Here is a 19,536-nt window from a genome sequence, read left to right as displayed (position 1 = left end):
AGGTGATAACTCAGGGATCTTTGGGGAGTTGCTGGTCAAGCTTCGCCGCCAGCGGTTTCACCACCTTCTCCCCCTGCGAGCCAAAGAACTGGTACAGGGTGTCGGCGGCGGAGTGGGTCAGCACCATGATTTCGATGCGGCGGTTATCGGCCCCGGCAGGATCTGCCGCGTTAAGCAGCATCTGATCCGCCATGGCGCTGACCTGCATCACTTTACCTGAGGGCATACCCGCCTGCTCCATCACCCGTCGTGCCGACAGCGCCCGATCGCCGGAAAGATTCCAGTTGTTATACTGCCGGGCATCGCCTTTATAGGGCATGGCGTCGGTATGGCCGGTGATAATGATTTTGTTATCCAGCGAGTCAAACACCGGCGTCAGCTCGCTGAGCAGTACGCGGAAGAACGGCATGATCTTCGCGCTGCCGCGCTCAAACATATTGCGGTTCTGGTTGTCCTTGATCAGAATGCGCAGCCCCTGGGGGACGATCTCCATCTCCAGGTTGCTCTCCATGTGCGCCTTCAGGGCGATCTCATTGATGCTGTTCGCCAGCTCGCCCAGTTCGCTGGCGGATTTTTGCTTCATCTCCGCCATCTTTTTGCTGGTTTCCCGCGCTTTTTCTTCGCTCTCTTTATCAATGGCGGCATTTTTGTTCTCGCCCGGATGCGGAATGGGTTTGCTGTTGATTTTCTTCGCCAGGCTGCTTAACGGCGAAATACCATTGCCGCTAAAAATGGAGTGGCCGTGCAGCGCGGCGACGATATTTTCGCGATCGGTCTGGCTGACGCTGTTGACGATCCACAGCGTCATAAACAGCGCCATCATCGCCAGCGTAAAGTCGGCAAAGGCCACTTTCCATGCGCCGCCGTGGTGTCCGGCGTGACTCTTTTTGATCTGACGGCGGATGATGGTGGTTTGCGTGCCACGGTTGCGGCGGTTGGCAGGGCGCATTACTCCTCCTGCTCCAGCATGGCGTTCACCCACGCATCCAGATTGGCGAACGTCGGTTTTGACGCCAGGTGCAGCAATTTACGGCCGGCATCCACCGCCAGCAGGGTCGGTTTGCCGCCCGCCTGCGCCACCAGCACGGTACGCACGCATTCCAGCAGCGAGTGTTCGGCGCGCGCCTGCTGCTCCATGGCGTTTGCCAGCGGATCCATAAAGCAGTAGCAGAAGAACACGCCGAGGAAAGTCCCCACCAGCGCCGCCGCCACTTTCAGGCCGATCAGCGCAATGGAGCCGTCAATGGACTGCATGGTGATGATAATGCCGAGTACCGCCGCGCAGATGCCGAAGCCTGGCATGGCCTCTGCGGTACGTTGCAGGGAGCGGGACGGCGCCATCAGCTCGCCTTCAATGGTCACCAGTTCCTGGTCGAGAATGTTTTCCAGCTCGTGGGCGTCGATTTTACCCATCGCCATCAGGCGGAAGTTATCGGCGATAAACATCACCAGCCGTTTTTGCTTAAGCACCAGCGGGAATTTTTGAAAAATAGTGCTCTCGTCCGGCTGTTCGATATGCTGATCGAGGGTGCGCAGGCCGCCGGTCTGTACCGCTTCCAGCAGTTCATACAGGCACATCAGCAGCTGGCGCTGAAATTCCGCGCCCATATTTTTTTTGCTGATCACGCCCTTAATCTGATGGACGATCTCTTTTAAGACGTGCAGCGGATTACCGATGATCATGGCGCCAAAACCGGCCCCTAAAATAATGACGATTTCCGCGGGCTGCCAGATAGCAATTAACTGCCCGCCCGCTTCGAAATAACCGCCAAATACGCAACCTAAGACAATGAGTAAACCAAATAACTTTTGCATAACACCTCTGCGAACCTGCGCGGCAGGCTCTTATTACGTAAAGAAGAATTAATGTGTGGCGAAATAATCTTTAAGTTTTTGCGCGATCTTTTTATTCAACTGGCAAATGCGCGCTTCCGTCAGCCCGAGCACTAAGGCGATCTCTTTAAAATTCATATCCTGCTGGTAATAAAGAAACAGGATCTGCTGCTCTTTTTCGCTAAGGCTGCCGAGCGCTTTACCGAGCATATGCTGGGTGATCACCTGCTCTTCCAGCCGACGGCTTTCCAGCGGTACGGCGCTCTGATCGGCATCCAGCAATTCATCCAGGCTTGCGAGGCTGCCCGCCCCTTCCAGACTCAGGTATTCCCGGTAATCCTCCGCCGTGATGCCTTCAGCCGCCAGCTCATGCGCCTCAGGTTCGCGCCCGAGGGTTTTACGCACCGCGCGGATGGCGTCATTGACCTGATGGAATTTTTGTCGCAGCGAGCGCGGACGCCAGTCCAGACTGCGCAGTTCATCCAGCACCGCGCCGCGTATGCGCTGCACCGCGTAGCCGCCAAATCCCGTATCCGGCGCGCCGTAGCGCCGGATCGCTTCCAGCAGGCCCATCAGCGCGATCTGTTCCATATCCTGCCGGTCCATCACCGCGCTGCATTGCGGCGCGAGCTGGCGAACCACTTTGCGCACCAGCGGCAGGTAAGCCTGTAAATAGTGGCTCTCCTCCGCGGGCGTTAATGAAGGCAGGGTCTGGAAGTCCTGCATTTCCCAGGCAAGTGTCATGGTGTTATTTCCGTTATTTTCCGGCGATCACTGATAAACGACTTTTTTCAGTAAGACATCGCTGTAGGGCGCGGAAATATCCCGGGCTTTTAACTGCGTTTTCAGGGCGGTGAGCAGGGTTTGTTTTATTTCACTGACTTTTAATTTACGCACCTCGTCGTATTCCATATCCGATAAGGTGGACACAATGATGCTCTGATATAACGGCTCGTCGGCGAGGATTTTTTTCGAGGCTTTTTCATCGTCGGCCACCATCGCCACTTCCAGCAACATATAACGATCGTTGCCGCTATTATCGTGCAGCGTGATCAGCGATTCCGGCAGGGTGACAAAGACGTCATCACCCTCTTTTTTCGCTTTCAGTTTCGTTGCGCTGGCAGCCGCCGCGTCACCTGACGCCTGGGGGGCCTGGTCTTTCATATAATAAATCGCGCCGACGGCAGCGCCGCCGCCGACGAGGATCGCGAGAGTGGCGGCAAACATGCCGACCATAAGCGTTTTTTTCATGGGCCTCTACACTTTGATCAGGACAGAATCATTCTGTCGGGTGGGGGTATCTTCTTCTTCCAGTTCGACGGCAGAGCGGATCTGCGCCGACTGCTGCTGTGACTGTCTTTCCTGCTGCTGTTGCGACTGCCCATCCTGCGAGACGTGCACCTCAACGCCGACAAAGTTCTGCCCGGTGAGCTGCTGGCGCAGGTTGTCGCTGAGCTGTTGCAGCGAGCGGCAGACATCCGCCTGGCTGGCGCCGATGTGCACCACCAGCTTGCCCGCCTCCATATGTATGGCGATCTCAATCTTGCCGAGCGACGGCGGATCCAGACGAATGGTGGAGCTTTGCTGCTGCTGACCGATCTGAAAGTGGATGCGATCTTTCAGCAGGCTGGTGAGCTTATCGCCCCACTCCGCGCTGTCGGTTGACAGGTTCAGCGGCTGCGTCCGCGCATCGAATTCCTGCGGCGGACGCATTTCACGGGTAAAGGTGGTGCTCGCCAGTACGGACGGCGTGAGCTTGTCGTGGCGCGGCGGCGCGGCAGTCTCCACGCGGGGAGCGCTGCGCATGACGCGGGGCTTCGCGTCGGCCTGCGGCGCAGCCGTCTGGCGCGGCGCGATAGCCTGCAAATTTTCCGCCGCGCTGCGCGCCAGCGTGGCCTGCTGCTGCAGGGTGTCGCCGGTGAGCGGTTGCGCAGCAAGCAGCGTCGCCATCACCGCCTGGAGTTTTGGCGAGTCGGTCAGCAGACTGGCGAGCGGATCGATCATCGGCTGCGCGTCGGTTTTGCTCTGCTCTCCCGCGCGGGCGGCCATCTGCATCAGCGGCGCAGCGGCGTCGGGCCTGGGATCTGTGGCAGAGGGCGTCAGGAAGTGCGCCAGCAGCAGATCCAGCTGTTCCCGCGGATCGGCAATGATTTTCTCCGCCGGATGCGGCTTTTCAGCGTGCTTGCGATGATGATCGTCAGGCAGCGAAAAGCCCGCCGCGCTGCCCTCCCCTTGCGGCTTCACAGGGAGCGCGGAAAGCAGTTGCCCCATGGCTTCGGAAAGTAATGACAGGGTTTTCATGATTTTTGCTCCGCCACCAGATTGACCATCGAATAGGCCAGCCGCCCCTCCTGCTGCTGACGGTGCTTTTCCATCCGCGCCGCAAGCTGAGCGGCACGCGCCTCGCGGCGGGCGATTATCTGCGCGAAGCCGTCGCGCAGGCGGGATTTCACCTGCGCCAGTTCGTCAGGGGAAGGCGCGGCGTCGCGGTACTGCGCAAACAGCATCATCAGCCGCTGGCGCAGCGCGGGCAGGCGCCGCCAGCGCTGTTTGTCGAGGCTCTCGTTCATCGCGTCCAGCAGACTCTCTATTTGCAGGCGTAGTGCGTTGCTTGTCATAGATCAGCCCAGTTTTTGCGCCAGGCCTTCCCAGCCTTCGCGCAGGTTAGAAAGGATCAGCACCACTTCGTCGACTTTCGCCGTCGACATCTGGCCGCTGGCTTCATACAGGCGGTAGACGCAGTGGTCATAAAGCCGCGCGAGGTTGAGCACCAGGTCGCCGCCGTTTTCAAACTCCAGCGAGCTGGTCAGGGCATTGAGAATGTCGATGCATTTGTTGATGCTTTGCGCTTTGCGCTCGTAGCGTTTGTTTTCGATATGGCTCTTTGCCCGTTCCAGCTCGTCCATCAGCCCGGCGTAGAGCACCAGCACCAGATCCAGCGGCGAAGCTGACGCGGTGCGGGCGGCCAGATCCATCTCTTTGTATTGGGTGTAACCATTATCTGAAGCGTACATCGTTGTTTTGACCTTTTCGGACGGCGACTTACATGAATGCCGCCATGCTCATTTTCATGCTTTCAATTTCAACCAGCGTGGAGGTGAACTCCTCCAGATAGCGTTCGTAAGAGGTGTTGTAACGGGTCTTCAGGTCATCCACGCTGTTGGTGACTTTTTCCTGTTTGTCGTCGAGGTTGCTCTGCCGCTGCGAGATGATGCCGTCGGTGTCGTCAAGCCAGGTCTCCATCAGGCTGTCGAGCTGGGCGGTCATGCTGTCCGGGCCGACAAAGAGCGCGGTCAGACCGTCCGGGTTTTCTTCCATTGCCTCGTCGAATTTTTCGCTGTCGATTTGCAGGTGCCCGTCAGGATCCAGCGTGATGCCGTAGTCGACGATGGACACGCCGTTATAGCTGGCGTGGGTAATGTCCTCGATCTGGCGCTCCAGCGAGGAGATCCCCGCGTCCCCCGCCAGCGGCCCGGCCGATCCGGTGCCGCCGCCGTTGGTGGTCAGCGCGTCCAGGGTATCCACCAGCGTGTTATAGGCATCGACAAAGGTCTGCACCTTTTCCTGCGAGGCGCCGGAATCGTTTTTGACGTTGAAAGTCAGGGGTTCACCCTCGGCGGATTCTTCGGCGAAGGTGATGCTGACGCCGGGAATAAGATCGGTGTAGGTGTTGCTGCTGCTGGTGATCATCACGCCGGTTTCCGGCGAGCTGCCGAGATACACCACCGAGTCCTGCGCCACCGCCAGATCTTTCTGGTTGCTGATGTCGGTGGCGAACGCCGACGCCGGATCGACGCCGCTGGCGGAGACGGTAAAGGCGTTTTCCGCCCCGGTTTCATCGGCGGTAAGCATCAGGGTGGTGCTGCCATCGGTGTTGACGATGGTGGCGGTGACGCCCGGATTGTCCGGCGAATCGTTAATGGCATCCGCCAGCTCTGCCACCGATACGCTGCCATCGCCACTGGAATCGACCGTGCTGAGATCGATGTCCATTTCACTGTCACCCATGGTGATGGTGAAAGTGCCGCTATTCGGAATATCGCCGTCGGCAAAGGCCAGCGTGGACTGCTGCGCGGTGGCCAGCTGGTCAACGAAGAAGGTGTAAGAGCCTTCCGCGGCGGTGGAGTCGGCGGTAATGGTCGCCGAGTCGTTGTTGGCGGTAACGGTGTTAACCACCGGGCCGCCCGTCTCGCTGTTCAGCGCATCCACCGCGCTCTGGAAGGCGGTCAGGGCGCTGTCCAGACTCTCCAGCGCGCTGGTCTGGGTATCGATGTCGTTTTGCTGGCGCGCCAGCGACGATGCCTTGGTGGAGATATCCATCAGGGCGAATTTTTTCGCAATCTGCTGCGGGTTAATCATTTTTTGCTCCGTTCAGATTTCATGGCTCATAATTAGCAATTGCCATGCCAATAATTTTACCCATTAAAATCAATAAGATAATTACAGGCGGAAAGGCGTTTTCCGCTTCGCGCGGAAGGTTTTTTCCCTCTGTGCGGCAGCGGGCGGCAAAAAAAAACACCGCCCGAAGGCGGTGCTTTGACTGGACGTCAGGCCGATTACTGCAGCAGGCTGGAAACCATGCCGGACATGCTGTTGGACTGTTTCAGCATGGTGATGCTGGTCTGCATCAGCACCTGCTCTTTGGACATGTTGGACGCTTCCGCCGCGTAGTCGGTATCCATGATGTTACCGATCGCCACGTTGGTGTTGTCCTGCATGCTTTGCAGGTTGTTCGCGGTGTCGTTCAGACGGTTGATGGACGCACCCAGGGTGGACTGGATTTTGCCAACCGCGCTCATCACGTTCTGAATGCTGTCGATCGCGGCGGTCGCAGAAGCAGAAGACATCAGTTCAGTGCCGCTTACGCCGGTGCCGCCGCCTGCGCCGTCAGTACCGAAGTCATCCGCAAAGGAGGCGCTCAGGGCGCTCAGGGACGTGGTCAGCGCGTCAACCTGGGAAGAGATGTTGACGGTCATCTGGTCAGTGGCTTCAGAACCCACCTGGAAAGTCACGCCGGATGCCTGGGTGAACAGACCGCTGGCGGATTTGTTGAACAGGTTGGTGCCGCCGTAGGTGGTGTTCTGCATCATGTCAGACATTTCCTGACCCAGTTCGTCGAACTCGGACTGCATGGCTGCACGGTCATCATCGCTGTAGGTTCCGTTCGCTGCTTGTGTTGCGAGGTCTTTCATGCGACCCAGAATGTCATTCATCTCGTCAAAGGTGCCGTCAGCGGTTTGCAGCATCGCAGTTGCATCGGCGATGTTGCGCTGGGCAACCGCCATGCCGTCAGACTGTGCAGTCAGGCGGTTAGCAATCTGTTTGCCTGCCGCATCATCCGCAGAGGAGTTGATACGGTTACCGGTGGCCAGGCGTTCCATGGACTGGCTCAGAGAGGCATTGCTTTTGTTGATGGCGTTGACAGCGGCCATAGAGGCGGCGTTGGTATTAATAGATAACATTTTCCTGCTCCTTGAATTTTATGGGTCTCAGTCGAGATGTAGTGGTAAAGCGACCACCGGGAGCAAAAATTAAATGGCGGGAAAAAAAATTTAAAAAAAACCCGCTCAGCGGAGCGGGTGAGGAAATCCGGCAACTGCCGGGGTCAGAAAATGGTGAATGGCGCGATAACGATAAATTTCACGTCACGCTCATCCTGGAAAATGTTGCCATAGCCACCGCTGTAGCTGGGGATGTCGGAGTGGTTGTCGTACTGGGTGAAGTGCAGCTTAAACATCGTGCCTTTGGCGCGACCGTCCTGCAGGGTATAAACCGCATCCAGGCTGTAGGCCGACTCTTTCAGGCGATAATTCGGATCGTAGTATGCATCCGGCGTCGCCATCTCTGCCGGTTTCGCGTCCCAGGCATAAACATAAGACGCGCCCACCTGCCAGCCCGGCAGATTGAAGTTTTTCAGATCGTACATCGCACCGAAGAACACCGCTTTTTCACCGTCGGCGTTAAAGTCGGAACGGTTATCCCACCACACGTCCAGTCGACCATTCGATGAAGCATAGGTTGGCGTCATACGTTGCAGGAAGAAGCCCTGCTGCCCTTCCGCTTTCACCCAGGTACCTTCGAGACGCAGATCGACATCCCCTATTTTATAGCCGAAGGTCAGCGCCTGTAGCCAGGCGGTGCTGTCGTAGATATCGTTGACGCTGCCGTCGCTGACCTTATCGCGGGTGCCGTAGAACTGGTATGAGGTGGAGAGCGGGCTGCCGGCAATATCAAACTTGTAGCTGGCTTTCGCGAAATACTGATCGATATAGCCTTCAGCCTGCCCGAAGGCGGCTTCCAGCAGCAGATCGTTTTTAAAGTCATACTTCGCGCCCAGCGAGTGCAGATAATCCACTTTGGTTTTCTGATCGTTCTGGTAGAAATCGTCCATCTCCAGATGCCAGGGCGCTTTGTACTCGTTGGTCCACATGTACGAGAAGCTCAGCGCGCCCGCGTCGCCATAGTCGAAGTTAGCGCCCGCTTCCGCGCCTTTATAGGTGCCCGGCATAAAGCTCCAGTGTGGGGCCAGCAGCGTTTGTCCGGTGGGCTGAATATAGCCCGCCCGCGCCCAGACCGGGCCGTATTTAAACTTAGCGGCGGCTTTGTACAGGCTGACCCCGCTCTTATCGCCGGACCAGTCTTCGTCGTAGGCTTTGTTGCTGGAGGAGAACGCGATTTCGTTCGGGTGGCCGCTGTCGCCGTTTTCCGCCATTTCGATGGCGGTAAAGGCCGCAACGTCGATACCAAACATATCGGCGGCATAGCCCGACTGGAAATCGAGGTTGGCGTTCCAGGTGGAGTGCGAAAGGTTGGTTTTGTATTTGTCTTCGTTAACGTCTTTCCGGTCGCGCTCACGCTGCCAGTAATAGACGCCGCCGGTAAGGGTGGAGTCGTCAATAAATCCGGCGGCGCTCGCCTGCCCGGATAGCCCCCAGCCCGACATTGCGGTGACGCCGGCAACAGCCAGCGCCAGCGTACTACGTTTGCCACTGAATGTACGCATAATGGTTCCTCTTTGACATAATAAAATTCGCCTGCAAGCGCAGAAGCGATAAATAAAAAAAGTTAAATATAACCGTCGCTTATGAGTCATAAACTCGCCGTTCCGGTGCCATAAAGATTATTTTTCGCGTCGCGAATTATCAACACAATTTACCGGGGAAAAGATGAGACTATGACGCAGTGCACATAAAAAGTTACATCTGGCAACAGGCGGCTGAGCGGTACGCTGTACGGGGGATGTTCAGACGGAAAATAAGCCCGCTCGGAAAGGAAACGCTGAGTTTAATTTGCAGCGCGAATGGAAGAGAGTGAGAAGATCATGGCCATAAAAAATGCCGGTCAGCGTTCACTGACCGGCATTCTGATAGCCTGAGATTGACGCGATTACTCGCCGACTTTCGCCCAGGTATCGCGCAGACCTACGGTGCGGTTAAACACCATTTTGTCGGCGGTGCTGTGGCGACCATCGAGGCAGAAATAGCCTTCGCGCTCGAACTGGTACGCTTTTTCTGGCTGCGCGGCCTTCAGACCTGGCTCCGCAAAGCCCTGTTTGATCACCAGCGATTCCGGGTTGAGAGTGGCGAGGAAATCTTCGGCCGCGCCCGGGTTCGGCACGCTGAACAGACGATCGTAGAGGCGGATCTCAACCGGCAGCGCATGGGCGGCGCTCACCCAGTGGATCACGCCTTTCACCTTGCGGCCGTCCGCCGGATCTTTACTCAGCGTCTCCGCATCGTAAGAGCAGAAGATGGTGGTGATGTTGCCTTCCGCGTCTTTTTCCACGCGCTCGGCTTTGATCACATAGGCGTTACGCAGACGCACTTCTTTACCCAGCACCAGGCGCTTGTACTGTTTGTTGGCTTCTTCGCGGAAGTCAGCGCGATCGATCCAGATTTCACCGCTGAACGGCACCTCACGGCTGCCCATTTCCGGTTTGTTCGGATGGTTCGGCATAGTGACCATTTCGCTTTCATTCTGCGGGTAGTTTTCGATAACCAGTTTAACCGGGTCGATAACCGCCATCGCGCGCGGCGCGTTTTCGTTCAGATCTTCACGAATGCAGGACTCCAGCGACGCCATTTCAATGGTGTTGTCCTGTTTGGTGACGCCGATACGTTTGCAGAACTCGCGAATGGCCGCAGCGGTGTAGCCGCGACGACGCAGACCGGAGATGGTCGGCATACGCGGATCGTCCCAGCCTTCAACGTGCTTGTCCGTGACCAGCAGGTTCAGCTTACGCTTGGACATGACGGCGTATTCCAGATTCAGACGCGAGAACTCGTACTGACGCGGGTGAACCGGGATGGTGATGTTATCCAGCACCCAGTCGTACAGACGGCGGTTGTCCTGGAACTCCAGCGTACAGAGCGAGTGGGTGATCCCTTCCAGCGCATCGCTGATGCAGTGGGTGAAATCGTACATCGGGTAGATGCACCACTTGTTGCCGGTCTGATGGTGTTCCGCAAACTTAATACGGTACAGCACGGGATCGCGCATTACGATGAACGGCGAGGCCATGTCGATTTTGGCGCGCAGGCAGGCGGTGCCTTCTGCGAAGCCGCCGGTACGCATTTTTTCGAACAGCGCCAGGTTCTCTTCCACGCTGCGATCGCGGAACGGGCTGTTTTTGCCCGGCGCGGTCAGGGTGCCGCGGTATTCGCGGATCTGATCGGGGGTCAGTTCGTCAACGTAGGCAAGGCCTTTGTTGATCAGCTCAACCGCATACTGATGCAGTTGATCGAAATAATCAGAGGAGTAGCGCACGTCGCCGGACCAGTGAAAACCGAGCCACTGCACGTCATTTTTGATCGAGTCTACGTATTCGATGTCTTCTTTTACCGGGTTGGTGTCATCGAAACGCAGGTTGCACTGGCCCTGATAATCCTGGGCGATGCCAAAGTTCAGGCAGATGGATTTCGCGTGGCCGATATGCAGATAACCGTTCGGCTCCGGCGGAAAACGGGTGTGCACGGTGCTGTGCTTACCACTGGCCAGATCTTCATCAATAATCTGGCGGATAAAGTTACTCGGGCGGGCTTCTGCCTCACTCATCGCGGATTCCTCAAAGCGTCAATAACGTATAACGGGATATGATCTTATAAGCCGGACGCCGAGACAACCTTTAAGTTGCACAAAAAGCGCGATTACGGGAATGACAGGCAAAAAAAAGCGGCGGGATGATCCCGCCGCCTTTATCACTGCGTGGTGTGATTAGCCTTTGATTTCAAACAGCGGCGTTTGACCCGCCACCACATGACCTTCGGCGTTGATCACCAGACCACGGAAATCGTCGATGTTGCTGCACACGACCGGGCTAATCATGGAGCGCGCGTTAGCGTTCAGATAGTCCAGATCCATTTCCAGCACCGGCTGACCAGCCGTGACCGTTGCGCCCTCTTCCACCAGACGGGTAAAGCCCTGACCGCCCAGCGCCACGGTATCAATACCCATGTGCACCACGATCTCAGCGCCTTTGTCCGTTTCGAGGCAGAACGCATGGTTGGTGTTGAAGATTTTCACAATGGTTCCGGCCGCCGGAGAGACCACCAGTTTATCGGTTGGTTTCACCGCCACACCGTCGCCCACCGCTTTGCTGGCAAAGGCTTCGTCCGGCACCTGATCCAGCGCCACGACTTCACCCGTTACCGGCGATACCAGCTGCGCGATAGTCGCGGCATTCGGCACGGCCTGGGCTGCGGCAACCGGCGCGGCAGCAGCAGGGGCGGTGCTGGCAGCGGCACCGGTTGCCGGCGCTGCCGGAACATCGCCGGTGGTTTTCATAGCATTGGCAATTTTTTCCGCCACAAACCCGACGATAATCTGCACGCTGGTTTTGTTCAGACGGATCACGCCGGTTGCGCCGAGGCGTTTTGCCAGCGCTTCGTTGACCTGCGAGGAGTCTTTCACGTTAAGACGCAGACGGGTGATACAGGCATCGATACCGGTCAGGTTGGCAGAGCCGCCGACCGCCGCGATGTACTGACGCGCCAGGCCGTTAATGTCCTGATCTTTACCATTGGTGCTGATATTCACGTCCTGACCATCGGATTCATCACCGGCAACCGCCAGTTCACGACCCGGGGTCATCAGGTTGAATTTGGTGATCGTGAAGCGGAACACCACATAGTAGATCACGAAGAACACCAGACCCTGCAGGATCAGCATGTACCAGTGCGTGGCCAGCGGGTTGCGGGACGAGAGCACCATATCCACCAGACCGGCGCTGAAGCCGAAACCGGCAATCCACTGCATGCTGGCGGCGATGAATACAGAGATACCGGTCAGCACGGCGTGAATAACGTACAGCACCGGCGCCACGAACATGAAGGAGAATTCCAGCGGTTCAGTGATGCCGGTAAAAAAAGCGGCAAAGGCGCCGGCCATCATGATACCCAGCACTTTCGCTTTGTTCTCCGGACGCGCGCAGTGATAAATCGCCAGCGCTGCCCCCGGCAGACCGAACATCATGATCGGGAAGAAGCCCGCCTGATAACGACCGGTGATACCGACAACCGCTTTACCTGCTTCGATAGACTGTGCGCCGCCGAGGAAGTTAGGGATGTCGTTGATGCCCGCCACGTCGAACCAGAACACGGAGTTCAGGGCGTGGTGCAGACCCACCGGGATCAGCAAGCGGTTAAAGAAGGCGTAAACGCCCGCGCCCACGGAGCCGAGTTTCTGGATCTGTTCACCGAAGTTCACCAGGCCATCAAAAATCACCGGCCAGATGTACATCAGAATGAAAGCGACGATGATCATCACAAAGGAAGTGAGGATCGGCACCAGACGGCGACCGCTGAAGAAGGAGAGCGCCTTCGGCAGTTCTACGCTGCTGAAACGGTTGTACAGCTCAGCGGAGATAATACCCACCAGGATGCCCACAAACTGGTTGCTGATTTTGCCGAATGCCGCCGGTACCTGGTCCAGAGGGATTTTCTGGATCATGGAAACCGCAGCGGGCGAGCAGAGCGTGGTTAATACCAGGAAACCAACAAAGCCGGTTAACGCCGCCGCGCCGTCTTTGTCTTTTGACATGCCATACGCCACGCCAATGGCAAAGAGTACGGACATGTTGTCGATAATGGCCGACCCGGATTTAATGAAGAACGCCGCCAGTGCGTTATCACCACCCCAACCCACGGGGTCAATCCAGTAGCCGACACCCATTAAAATTGCTGCGGCAGGCAGCGTGGCGACCGGCACCATAAGCGCGCGGCCAACCTTTTGCAGATAGCCTAAAATACTCACTTTTATTCCCCCTATGAAACCCTGTCAGGCTTCATCACAAGCAGTTTTTTTTATAGTCCGACCAGCCTGAAGCAAAGGCTATTTTTCACTTACTGAATGAGTGTGTAAAAAATTAATTCGCCCCGCAAATTAAACACCCTTTTTTTGTGATTAAAATCACCAAATATCGTTATTTACCCTCCCTTCCGCTGGCTAACAAACAAAACTTATTTTATGATTCAAAAAATCAAGACGGATTGTTGCCACTCGACGGCTATACTGCGTTACCCTTACAAGAGCAGGCAGAATGCCCAACCCGTCCATTTATTTATCTAAATTGTAGAGGTGAAACATGAGACTGATCCCCCTGGCAACCGCCGAACAAGTCGGAAAATGGGCTGCCCGTCATATCGTTAATCGCATCAATGCCTTCAAACCAACGGCGGATCGTCCGTTCGTGCTGGGTCTGCCAACCGGGGGCACTCCCCTCACCGCGTATAAAGCTCTGGTAGAAATGCATAAAACGGGCCAGGTTAGCTTTAAGCACGTGGTCACCTTTAATATGGATGAATATGTCGGCCTGCCGAAAGAGCACCCGGAAAGCTATCACAGCTTTATGCACCGCAACTTTTTTGATCACGTTGATATTCCCGCAGAAAATATCAACCTGCTGAATGGCAATGCGCCAGATATTGACGCAGAATGCCGTCAGTATGAAGAAAAAATCCGCGCGTACGGCAAAATTCACCTGTTTATGGGCGGCGTGGGCAACGATGGGCACATCGCGTTCAACGAACCGGCGTCCTCACTGGCTTCCCGTACCCGTATTAAAACGCTGACCCACGATACCCGCGTGGCGAATTCCCGCTTCTTTGATGGCGATGTGGATCAGGTGCCAAAATATGCGCTGACCGTGGGCGTGGGTACGCTGCTGGATGCGGAAGAAGTGATGATCCTGGTGCTCGGCAGCGTGAAAGCACAGGCGCTGCAGGCGGCGGTGGAAGGCAACGTCAACCACATGTGGACCATCAGCTGTCTGCAACTGCACCCGAAAGCGGTGGTGGTATGCGATGAGCCGTCCACCATGGAGCTGAAAGTTAAAACGCTGAAATATTTCAACGAATTAGAAGCTGAAAATATTAAAGGTCTGTAATTACGTTTCCGTCCTTCCTCTACGATCTGTGAAGGACGGAACGCCATTTTTACCGGGGGTCGTTATGTATGCTTTAACCCAATGTCGGATTTTTACCGGCCATGAAATTCTGGATGACCATGCGCTTATTGTCGCCAATGGCCTGATCGACCGTCTCTGCCCGCTGGCGGATCTGCCGCCTGATATTGAGCAGCGTTCACTGGCAGGCGCCATACTGGCCCCCGGCTTTATTGACGTGCAGCTCAACGGCTGCGGCGGCGTGCAGTTTAACGATACTGCGGAAGCCGTCAGCATCGAAACCCTGGAAATCATGCAGCGCGCGAATGAAAAATCGGGCTGCACCAGCTACCTGCCGACGCTGATCACCACCAGCGACGATCTGATGAAACAGGGTGTGCGCGTGATGCGCGAGTATCTGGCGAAGCATCCGCATCAGGCGCTGGGTCTGCATCTGGAAGGGCCCTGGCTGAATATGGTGAAGAAAGGCACGCACAACCCGGAATTCGTGCGTAAGCCGGATCCCGCGCTGGTGGATTTCCTCTGCCAGAACGCCGATGTCATCACCAAAATCACTCTCGCGCCGGAAATGGCGGGCAGCGACACCATCAGCAAACTGGCGGCCGCCGGTATTGTGGTATCCGCCGGACATTCCAACGCGACCCTGAAAGAAGCCAAAGCGGGCTTCCGCGCAGGGATTCGCTTTGCGACGCATTTATTCAACGCCATGCCGTACATCACCGGACGCGAACCGGGTCTGACGGGTGCTATCCTCGACGATGCAGATATTTATTGCGGTATTATTGTTGATGGTTTACATGTTGATTACAGTAATGTGCGTCTCGCTAAGCGTCTGAAAGGCGAGAAACTTTGCCTGGTGACGGATGCCACTGCCCCGGCAGGCGCAAACATTGAACAGTTCATTTTTGCTGGTAAAACAATATACTACCGGAATGGACTCTGCGTTGACGAAAACGGCACGCTGAGCGGTTCTGCCCTGACGATGATCGAGGGGGTTAAGAATCTGGTGGAGCATGTGAATATCGCGCTGGATGAAGCCCTGCGCATGGCCACGCTCTACCCGGCTCGCGCCATTGGCGTTGACAAGCAGTTAGGCAGTATCGCGCCGGGGATGGTCGCCAACCTGACCGCCTTCACCCGCGATTATAAAGTAATCAAGACCATCGTTAATGGTAACGAGGTCGTCACCGGGTAAGTAAAAGAATGACATCAGGCGGACAAGCTCAAATTGGTAACGTTGACCTCGTTAAACAACTTAACAGTGCGGCCGTTTACCGCCTGATCGACCAGCACGGGCCTATCTCGCGTATTCAGATCGCCGATCACAGCCAGCTTGCGCCCGCCAGCGTCACCAAAATCACCCGCCAGCTCATTGAGCGTGGGCTTATCAAAGAAGTCGACCAGCAGGCCTCCACCGGGGGCCGCCGGGCGATTTCCATCGTTACCGAAACCCGCAATTTTCACGCCATCGGCGTCCGTCTGGGCCGTCATGACACCACCCTTACGCTGTACGATTTGAGCAGCAAAACGCTGGCAGAAGAGCATTATCCGCTGCCGGAACGCACCCAGGAAACGCTGGAACATGCGTTGCTGAATACCATCGCTTCCTTTATAGAGAGCTGTCAGCGCAAAATCCGCGAACTGATCGCCATCTCGGTGATCCTGCCGGGGCTGGTGGATCCGGAAAGCGGCGTGATCCGCTATATGCCGCACATTCAGGTGGAAAACTGGGCGCTGGTGGAGGCGCTGCAAAAACGTTTTAACGTCACCTGTTTTGTCGGTCACGATATTCGTAGTCTGGCGCTGGCGGAGCACTATTTTGGCGCAAGCCAGGACTGTGAAGACTCCATTCTGGTGCGCGTGCACCGTGGCACCGGGGCGGGGATCATCTCCAACGGGCGAATTTTTATTGGCCGTAATGGTAATGTCGGCGAGATCGGGCACATCCAGGTGGAACCGCTGGGGGAGCGCTGCCACTGCGGTAACTTTGGCTGCCTGGAAACCGTCGCCGCCAACGCCGCTATCGAACAGCGCGTGCGTCATCTGCTGGAACAGGGCTATCAGAGCCGCGTGACGCTGGATGACTGCTCCATCAAAGCCATCTGTAAAGCCGCCAACAAAGGCGATCCCCTCGCCTGCGAAGTGGTTGAATATGTTGGCCGTCATCTCGGAAAAACCATCGCCATCGCCATTAACCTGTTTAATCCGCAGAAAGTGGTGATTGCCGGTGAGATCGTTGAGGCGGAAAAAGTGCTGCTGCCGGCCATTGAAGGCTGCATTAATACCCAGGCGTTAAAAGCGTTCCGTAAAAACCTGCCGGTGGTGCGCTCGACCCTCGATCACCGCTCGGCGATCGGCGCCTTTGCGCTGGTTAAACGTGCCATGCTTAACGGCATTCTGCTGCAACGGTTGCTGGAAAGCTGAGGCGATCATATAGTCGGGCCTTCATTTTTTATCCGGGTAGTCCATGACCATTAAGAATGTAATTTGTGATATTGACGGCGTGCTGATGCATGACAACGTTGCTGTACCGGGCGCCGCTGAGTTCCTGACGCGGGTGATGGAAAAAGGCATGCCGCTGGTGTTGTTAACCAATTACCCGTCACAAACCGGCCAGGATCTGGCGAACCGCTTTGCCTCGGCGGGCATTGACGTGCCGGACAGCGTGTTTTACACCTCCGCCATGGCGACCGCTGATTTTCTTAAGCGTCAGGAAGGAAAAAAAGCCTACGTGGTGGGCGAAGGCGCGCTGATCCATGAGCTGTATAAAGCCGGATTTACTATCACCGATATCAATCCTGATTTTGTGATTGTCGGGGAGACCCGCTCTTACAACTGGGAGATGATGCATAAGGCGTCCTTCTTTGTAGCCAACGGCGCGCGCTTTATCGCCACCAACCCGGATACGCACGGTCGCGGCTTCTATCCGGCCTGCGGCGCGCTGTGCGCGGGCATTGAGAAAATCTCTGGCCGCAAGCCGTTCGTGGTCGGCAAGCCCAGCCCGTGGATCATCCGCGCGGCGCTGAACACCATGCAGGCGCACTCTGAACATACGGTGATCGTCGGCGATAATCTGCGCACCGATATTCTGGCCGGTTTCCAGGCCGGGCTGGACACCATTCTGGTGCTCTCCGGCGTCTCGCAGATTGATGACATTGATGATATGCCGTTCCGTCCGAGCTGGATTTACCCGTCTGTCGCTGAAATCGACGTGATCTGATGCACAGTTGCCCGGCGGCGCATGCTTGCCGGGCCTGCGAACTGCCGGGCATTATTTCGTTCCCGGGTAAATCACCCCATTCAATAAAACCCGTCAATAATTACCGATCCGTTAATTATTGCGGTCTTCTCCTGTGCAATTTTCATGAATCGACAACGCTCATTGCACTATTTATTGCCGACCCGCTAAAAGGCTTGCGCCCCCTGCTCCTTTGCGGCATTTTCATTAACAGGCGATAAGACAACGCACCATTACAGGGTTAACGGAGAAGGTTATGTGTTCGATTTTTGGCGTACTGGATATTAAAACTGACGCGGTTGAACTGCGCAAAAAAGCACTGGAGCTGTCACGTCTGATGCGCCACCGCGGCCCGGACTGGTCCGGCGTCTATGCCAGCGATAAAGCCATCCTTGCCCATGAGCGTCTGTCGATTGTTGACGTCAACGCCGGTGCCCAGCCGCTGTATAACGAACAAAAAACCCATGCGCTGGCCGTTAACGGTGAAATCTACAACCATCAGGCGCTGCGCGCTGAATACAGCGAACGTTATGCCTTCCAGACCGGCTCTGACTGCGAAGTGATCCTCGCGCTGTATCAGGAAAAAGGCCCGGAATTCCTCGACGATTTGCAGGGGATGTTTGCCTTCGCCCTCTATGACAGCGAAAAAGACGCTTACCTGATTGGCCGCGACCATATCGGTATTATCCCGCTGTATATGGGCTACGACGAACACGGCAACATGTTTATCGCCTCAGAAATGAAAGCGCTGGTGCCGGTGTGCCGCACCATCAAAGAGTTCCCGGCAGGCAGCTACCTGTGGAGCAAAGATGGTGAGATCCGCAGCTACTACCAGCGTGACTGGTTCGACTATGACGCGGTGAAAGACAACGTCACCAATAAAGAACAGCTGCGCAATGCGCTGGAAGAGGCGGTGAAAAGCCACCTGATGTCTGACGTGCCTTACGGCGTGCTGCTCTCCGGCGGCCTGGATTCATCGGTGATCTCGGCTATCACCAAAAAATACGCCGCGCGCCGCGTGGAAGATCAGGAGCGTTCAGAAGCCTGGTGGCCGCAGCTGCACTCCTTCGCCGTGGGCCTCGTCGGTTCGCCGGATCTGAAGGCCGCGCAGGAAGTGGCGAACCATCTGGGCACCGTGCACCATGAAATTCATTTCACCGTGCAGGAAGGGCTGGACGCGATCCGCGACGTGATCTATCACATTGAAACCTATGATGTGACTACCATTCGCGCCTCGACGCCGATGTATTTGATGTCGCGTAAAATCAAAGCGATGGGCATTAAAATGGTGCTCTCCGGCGAAGGGTCTGACGAAGTGTTCGGCGGCTACCTCTATTTCCATAAAGCGCCGGATGCCAAAGAGCTGCACGAAGAAACTGTGCGTAAATTGCAGGCGCTGCATATGTTCGACTGCGCCCGCGCCAACAAAGCGATGTCCGCCTGGGGCGTGGAAGCGCGTGTACCCTTCCTGGATAAAAAATTCCTCGATGTGGCGATGCGTATCAACCCGCAGGATAAAATGTGCGGCAACGGCAAGATGGAAAAACATGTGCTGCGCGAATGCTTCGAGTCCTATTTACCGGCCAGCGTGGCATGGCGTCAGAAAGAGCAGTTCTCTGATGGTGTAGGCTACAGCTGGATCGACTCGCTGAAAGAAGTGGCGGCGCAGCAGGTGACCGATCAGCAACTGGCCACCGCAAGCTACCGTTTCCCGTACAACACGCCGTCGTCAAAAGAAGGCTACCTGTACCGCGAGATTTTTGAAGAGCTGTTCCCGGTGCCAAGTGCCGCAGAATGCGTGCCTGGCGGTCCGTCAGTGGCCTGTTCGTCGGCCAAAGCCATTGAATGGGATGAAGCCTTCAAAACCATGAACGATCCATCAGGCCGCGCGGTGGGCGTTCACCAGTCCGCTTACAAATAAGTCCGTGTTATTATTACAGGCCCTGCGGGGCCTGTTTGCTTTGGTTGCTGAATAATGCGCCAGGCTGTTCACAACCCAACCAAACAGTCACAATCCGGCAATTTTCGATGAAAAAGGTGTTGACCATCATCGACCCAATACGCA

At 56.2% G+C, this 19,536-nt stretch carries 17 protein-coding genes; 5 read left to right on the top strand and 12 right to left on the bottom strand.

Annotated elements, in window-relative coordinates; all coding sequences use genetic code 11:
• Positions 1-10: 10 nt before the first annotated feature.
• The 12 genes from lafU to nagE all read right to left on the bottom strand — a co-directional run bounded on the left by lafU (position 11) and on the right by nagE (position 13,083).
• The gene (gene lafU, locus BMF08_RS11865; protein WP_072567776.1) at positions 11-949 is read right to left on the bottom strand and encodes a putative lateral flagellar export/assembly protein LafU; all 939 of its coding nucleotides are present in this window, start codon (positions 947-949) and stop codon (positions 11-13) included.
• On the bottom strand, positions 949-1,815 hold the full coding sequence (motA, locus tag BMF08_RS11860) for a flagellar motor stator protein MotA (RefSeq protein WP_072567775.1): 867 nt from the start codon (positions 1,813-1,815) through the stop codon (positions 949-951). The genes lafU and motA overlap by 1 nt, the downstream gene beginning before the upstream one ends.
• 48 nt (positions 1,816-1,863) lie before the next feature.
• Entirely contained in the window at positions 1,864-2,577 is a 714-nt protein-coding gene (locus BMF08_RS11855) for a FliA/WhiG family RNA polymerase sigma factor (RefSeq protein ID WP_072567774.1), read from the bottom strand.
• A 27-nt stretch (positions 2,578-2,604) separates the two neighbouring features.
• Positions 2,605-3,084: a flagellar basal body-associated FliL family protein gene (locus tag BMF08_RS11850; RefSeq protein ID WP_072567773.1), complete on the bottom strand. Its 480-nt coding sequence runs from the start codon at positions 3,082-3,084 to the stop codon at positions 2,605-2,607.
• Between the two features lie 6 nt (positions 3,085-3,090).
• Entirely contained in the window at positions 3,091-4,134 is a 1,044-nt protein-coding gene (locus BMF08_RS11845) for a flagellar hook-length control protein FliK (protein ID WP_072567772.1), read from the bottom strand.
• On the bottom strand, positions 4,131-4,451 hold the full coding sequence (locus tag BMF08_RS11840) for a flagellar protein FliT (protein WP_072567771.1): 321 nt from the start codon (positions 4,449-4,451) through the stop codon (positions 4,131-4,133). The genes BMF08_RS11845 and BMF08_RS11840 overlap by 4 nt, the downstream gene beginning before the upstream one ends.
• 3 nt (positions 4,452-4,454) lie before the next feature.
• Positions 4,455-4,847: a flagellar export chaperone FliS gene (gene fliS, locus BMF08_RS11835; RefSeq protein WP_072567770.1), complete on the bottom strand. Its 393-nt coding sequence runs from the start codon at positions 4,845-4,847 to the stop codon at positions 4,455-4,457.
• A gap of 28 nt (positions 4,848-4,875) precedes the next feature.
• Positions 4,876-6,192 (bottom strand): flagellar filament capping protein FliD, encoded by a 1,317-nt coding sequence (fliD, locus tag BMF08_RS11830; protein WP_072567769.1) that lies wholly within the window; start codon positions 6,190-6,192, stop codon positions 4,876-4,878.
• Positions 6,193-6,389: 197 nt separating this feature from the next.
• Complete coding sequence (lafA, locus tag BMF08_RS11825; protein ID WP_072567768.1) at positions 6,390-7,295, bottom strand: lateral flagellin LafA; 906 nt, start codon at positions 7,293-7,295, stop codon at positions 6,390-6,392.
• 143 nt (positions 7,296-7,438) lie between these two features.
• Complete coding sequence (gene chiP / locus BMF08_RS11820) at positions 7,439-8,836, bottom strand: chitoporin ChiP (RefSeq protein ID WP_072567767.1); 1,398 nt, start codon at positions 8,834-8,836, stop codon at positions 7,439-7,441.
• Positions 8,837-9,219: 383 nt separating this feature from the next.
• Complete coding sequence (glnS, locus tag BMF08_RS11815) at positions 9,220-10,887, bottom strand: glutamine--tRNA ligase (RefSeq protein WP_072567766.1); 1,668 nt, start codon at positions 10,885-10,887, stop codon at positions 9,220-9,222.
• 159 nt (positions 10,888-11,046) lie between these two features.
• A complete protein-coding gene (nagE, locus tag BMF08_RS11810; protein WP_072567765.1) occupies positions 11,047-13,083 on the bottom strand; it encodes an N-acetylglucosamine-specific PTS transporter subunit IIBC in 2,037 nt (678 codons plus the stop codon).
• Positions 13,084-13,414: 331 nt separating this feature from the next.
• Here nagE and nagB point away from each other — a divergent pair, with 331 nt between their 5' ends.
• The 5 genes from nagB to asnB all read left to right on the top strand — a co-directional run bounded on the left by nagB (position 13,415) and on the right by asnB (position 19,392).
• The gene (nagB, locus tag BMF08_RS11800; protein ID WP_072567764.1) at positions 13,415-14,215 is read left to right on the top strand and encodes a glucosamine-6-phosphate deaminase; all 801 of its coding nucleotides are present in this window, start codon (positions 13,415-13,417) and stop codon (positions 14,213-14,215) included.
• Between the two features lie 64 nt (positions 14,216-14,279).
• A complete protein-coding gene (gene nagA, locus BMF08_RS11795) occupies positions 14,280-15,428 on the top strand; it encodes an N-acetylglucosamine-6-phosphate deacetylase (RefSeq protein WP_072567763.1) in 1,149 nt (382 codons plus the stop codon).
• 8 nt (positions 15,429-15,436) lie between these two features.
• Positions 15,437-16,657 carry a DNA-binding transcriptional regulator NagC gene (nagC, locus tag BMF08_RS11790; protein WP_072567762.1) on the top strand — a complete coding sequence of 407 codons (1,221 nt, stop codon included), beginning with the start codon at positions 15,437-15,439 and terminating at the stop codon, positions 16,655-16,657.
• A 43-nt stretch (positions 16,658-16,700) separates the two neighbouring features.
• Entirely contained in the window at positions 16,701-17,453 is a 753-nt protein-coding gene (locus BMF08_RS11785; protein ID WP_072567761.1) for an HAD-IIA family hydrolase, read from the top strand.
• A 274-nt stretch (positions 17,454-17,727) separates the two neighbouring features.
• Positions 17,728-19,392 carry an asparagine synthase B gene (asnB, locus tag BMF08_RS11775; RefSeq protein ID WP_072567760.1) on the top strand — a complete coding sequence of 555 codons (1,665 nt, stop codon included), beginning with the start codon at positions 17,728-17,730 and terminating at the stop codon, positions 19,390-19,392.
• The last annotated feature ends 144 nt before the right edge of the window (positions 19,393-19,536 follow it).

This window comes from Enterobacter sp. SA187 (genome assembly GCF_001888805.2).
Classification (GTDB): domain Bacteria; phylum Pseudomonadota; class Gammaproteobacteria; order Enterobacterales; family Enterobacteriaceae; genus Enterobacter_D.
Note: the sequence above shows the minus strand (reverse complement) of the source record. Positions and strands in the feature narration are given on the sequence as shown.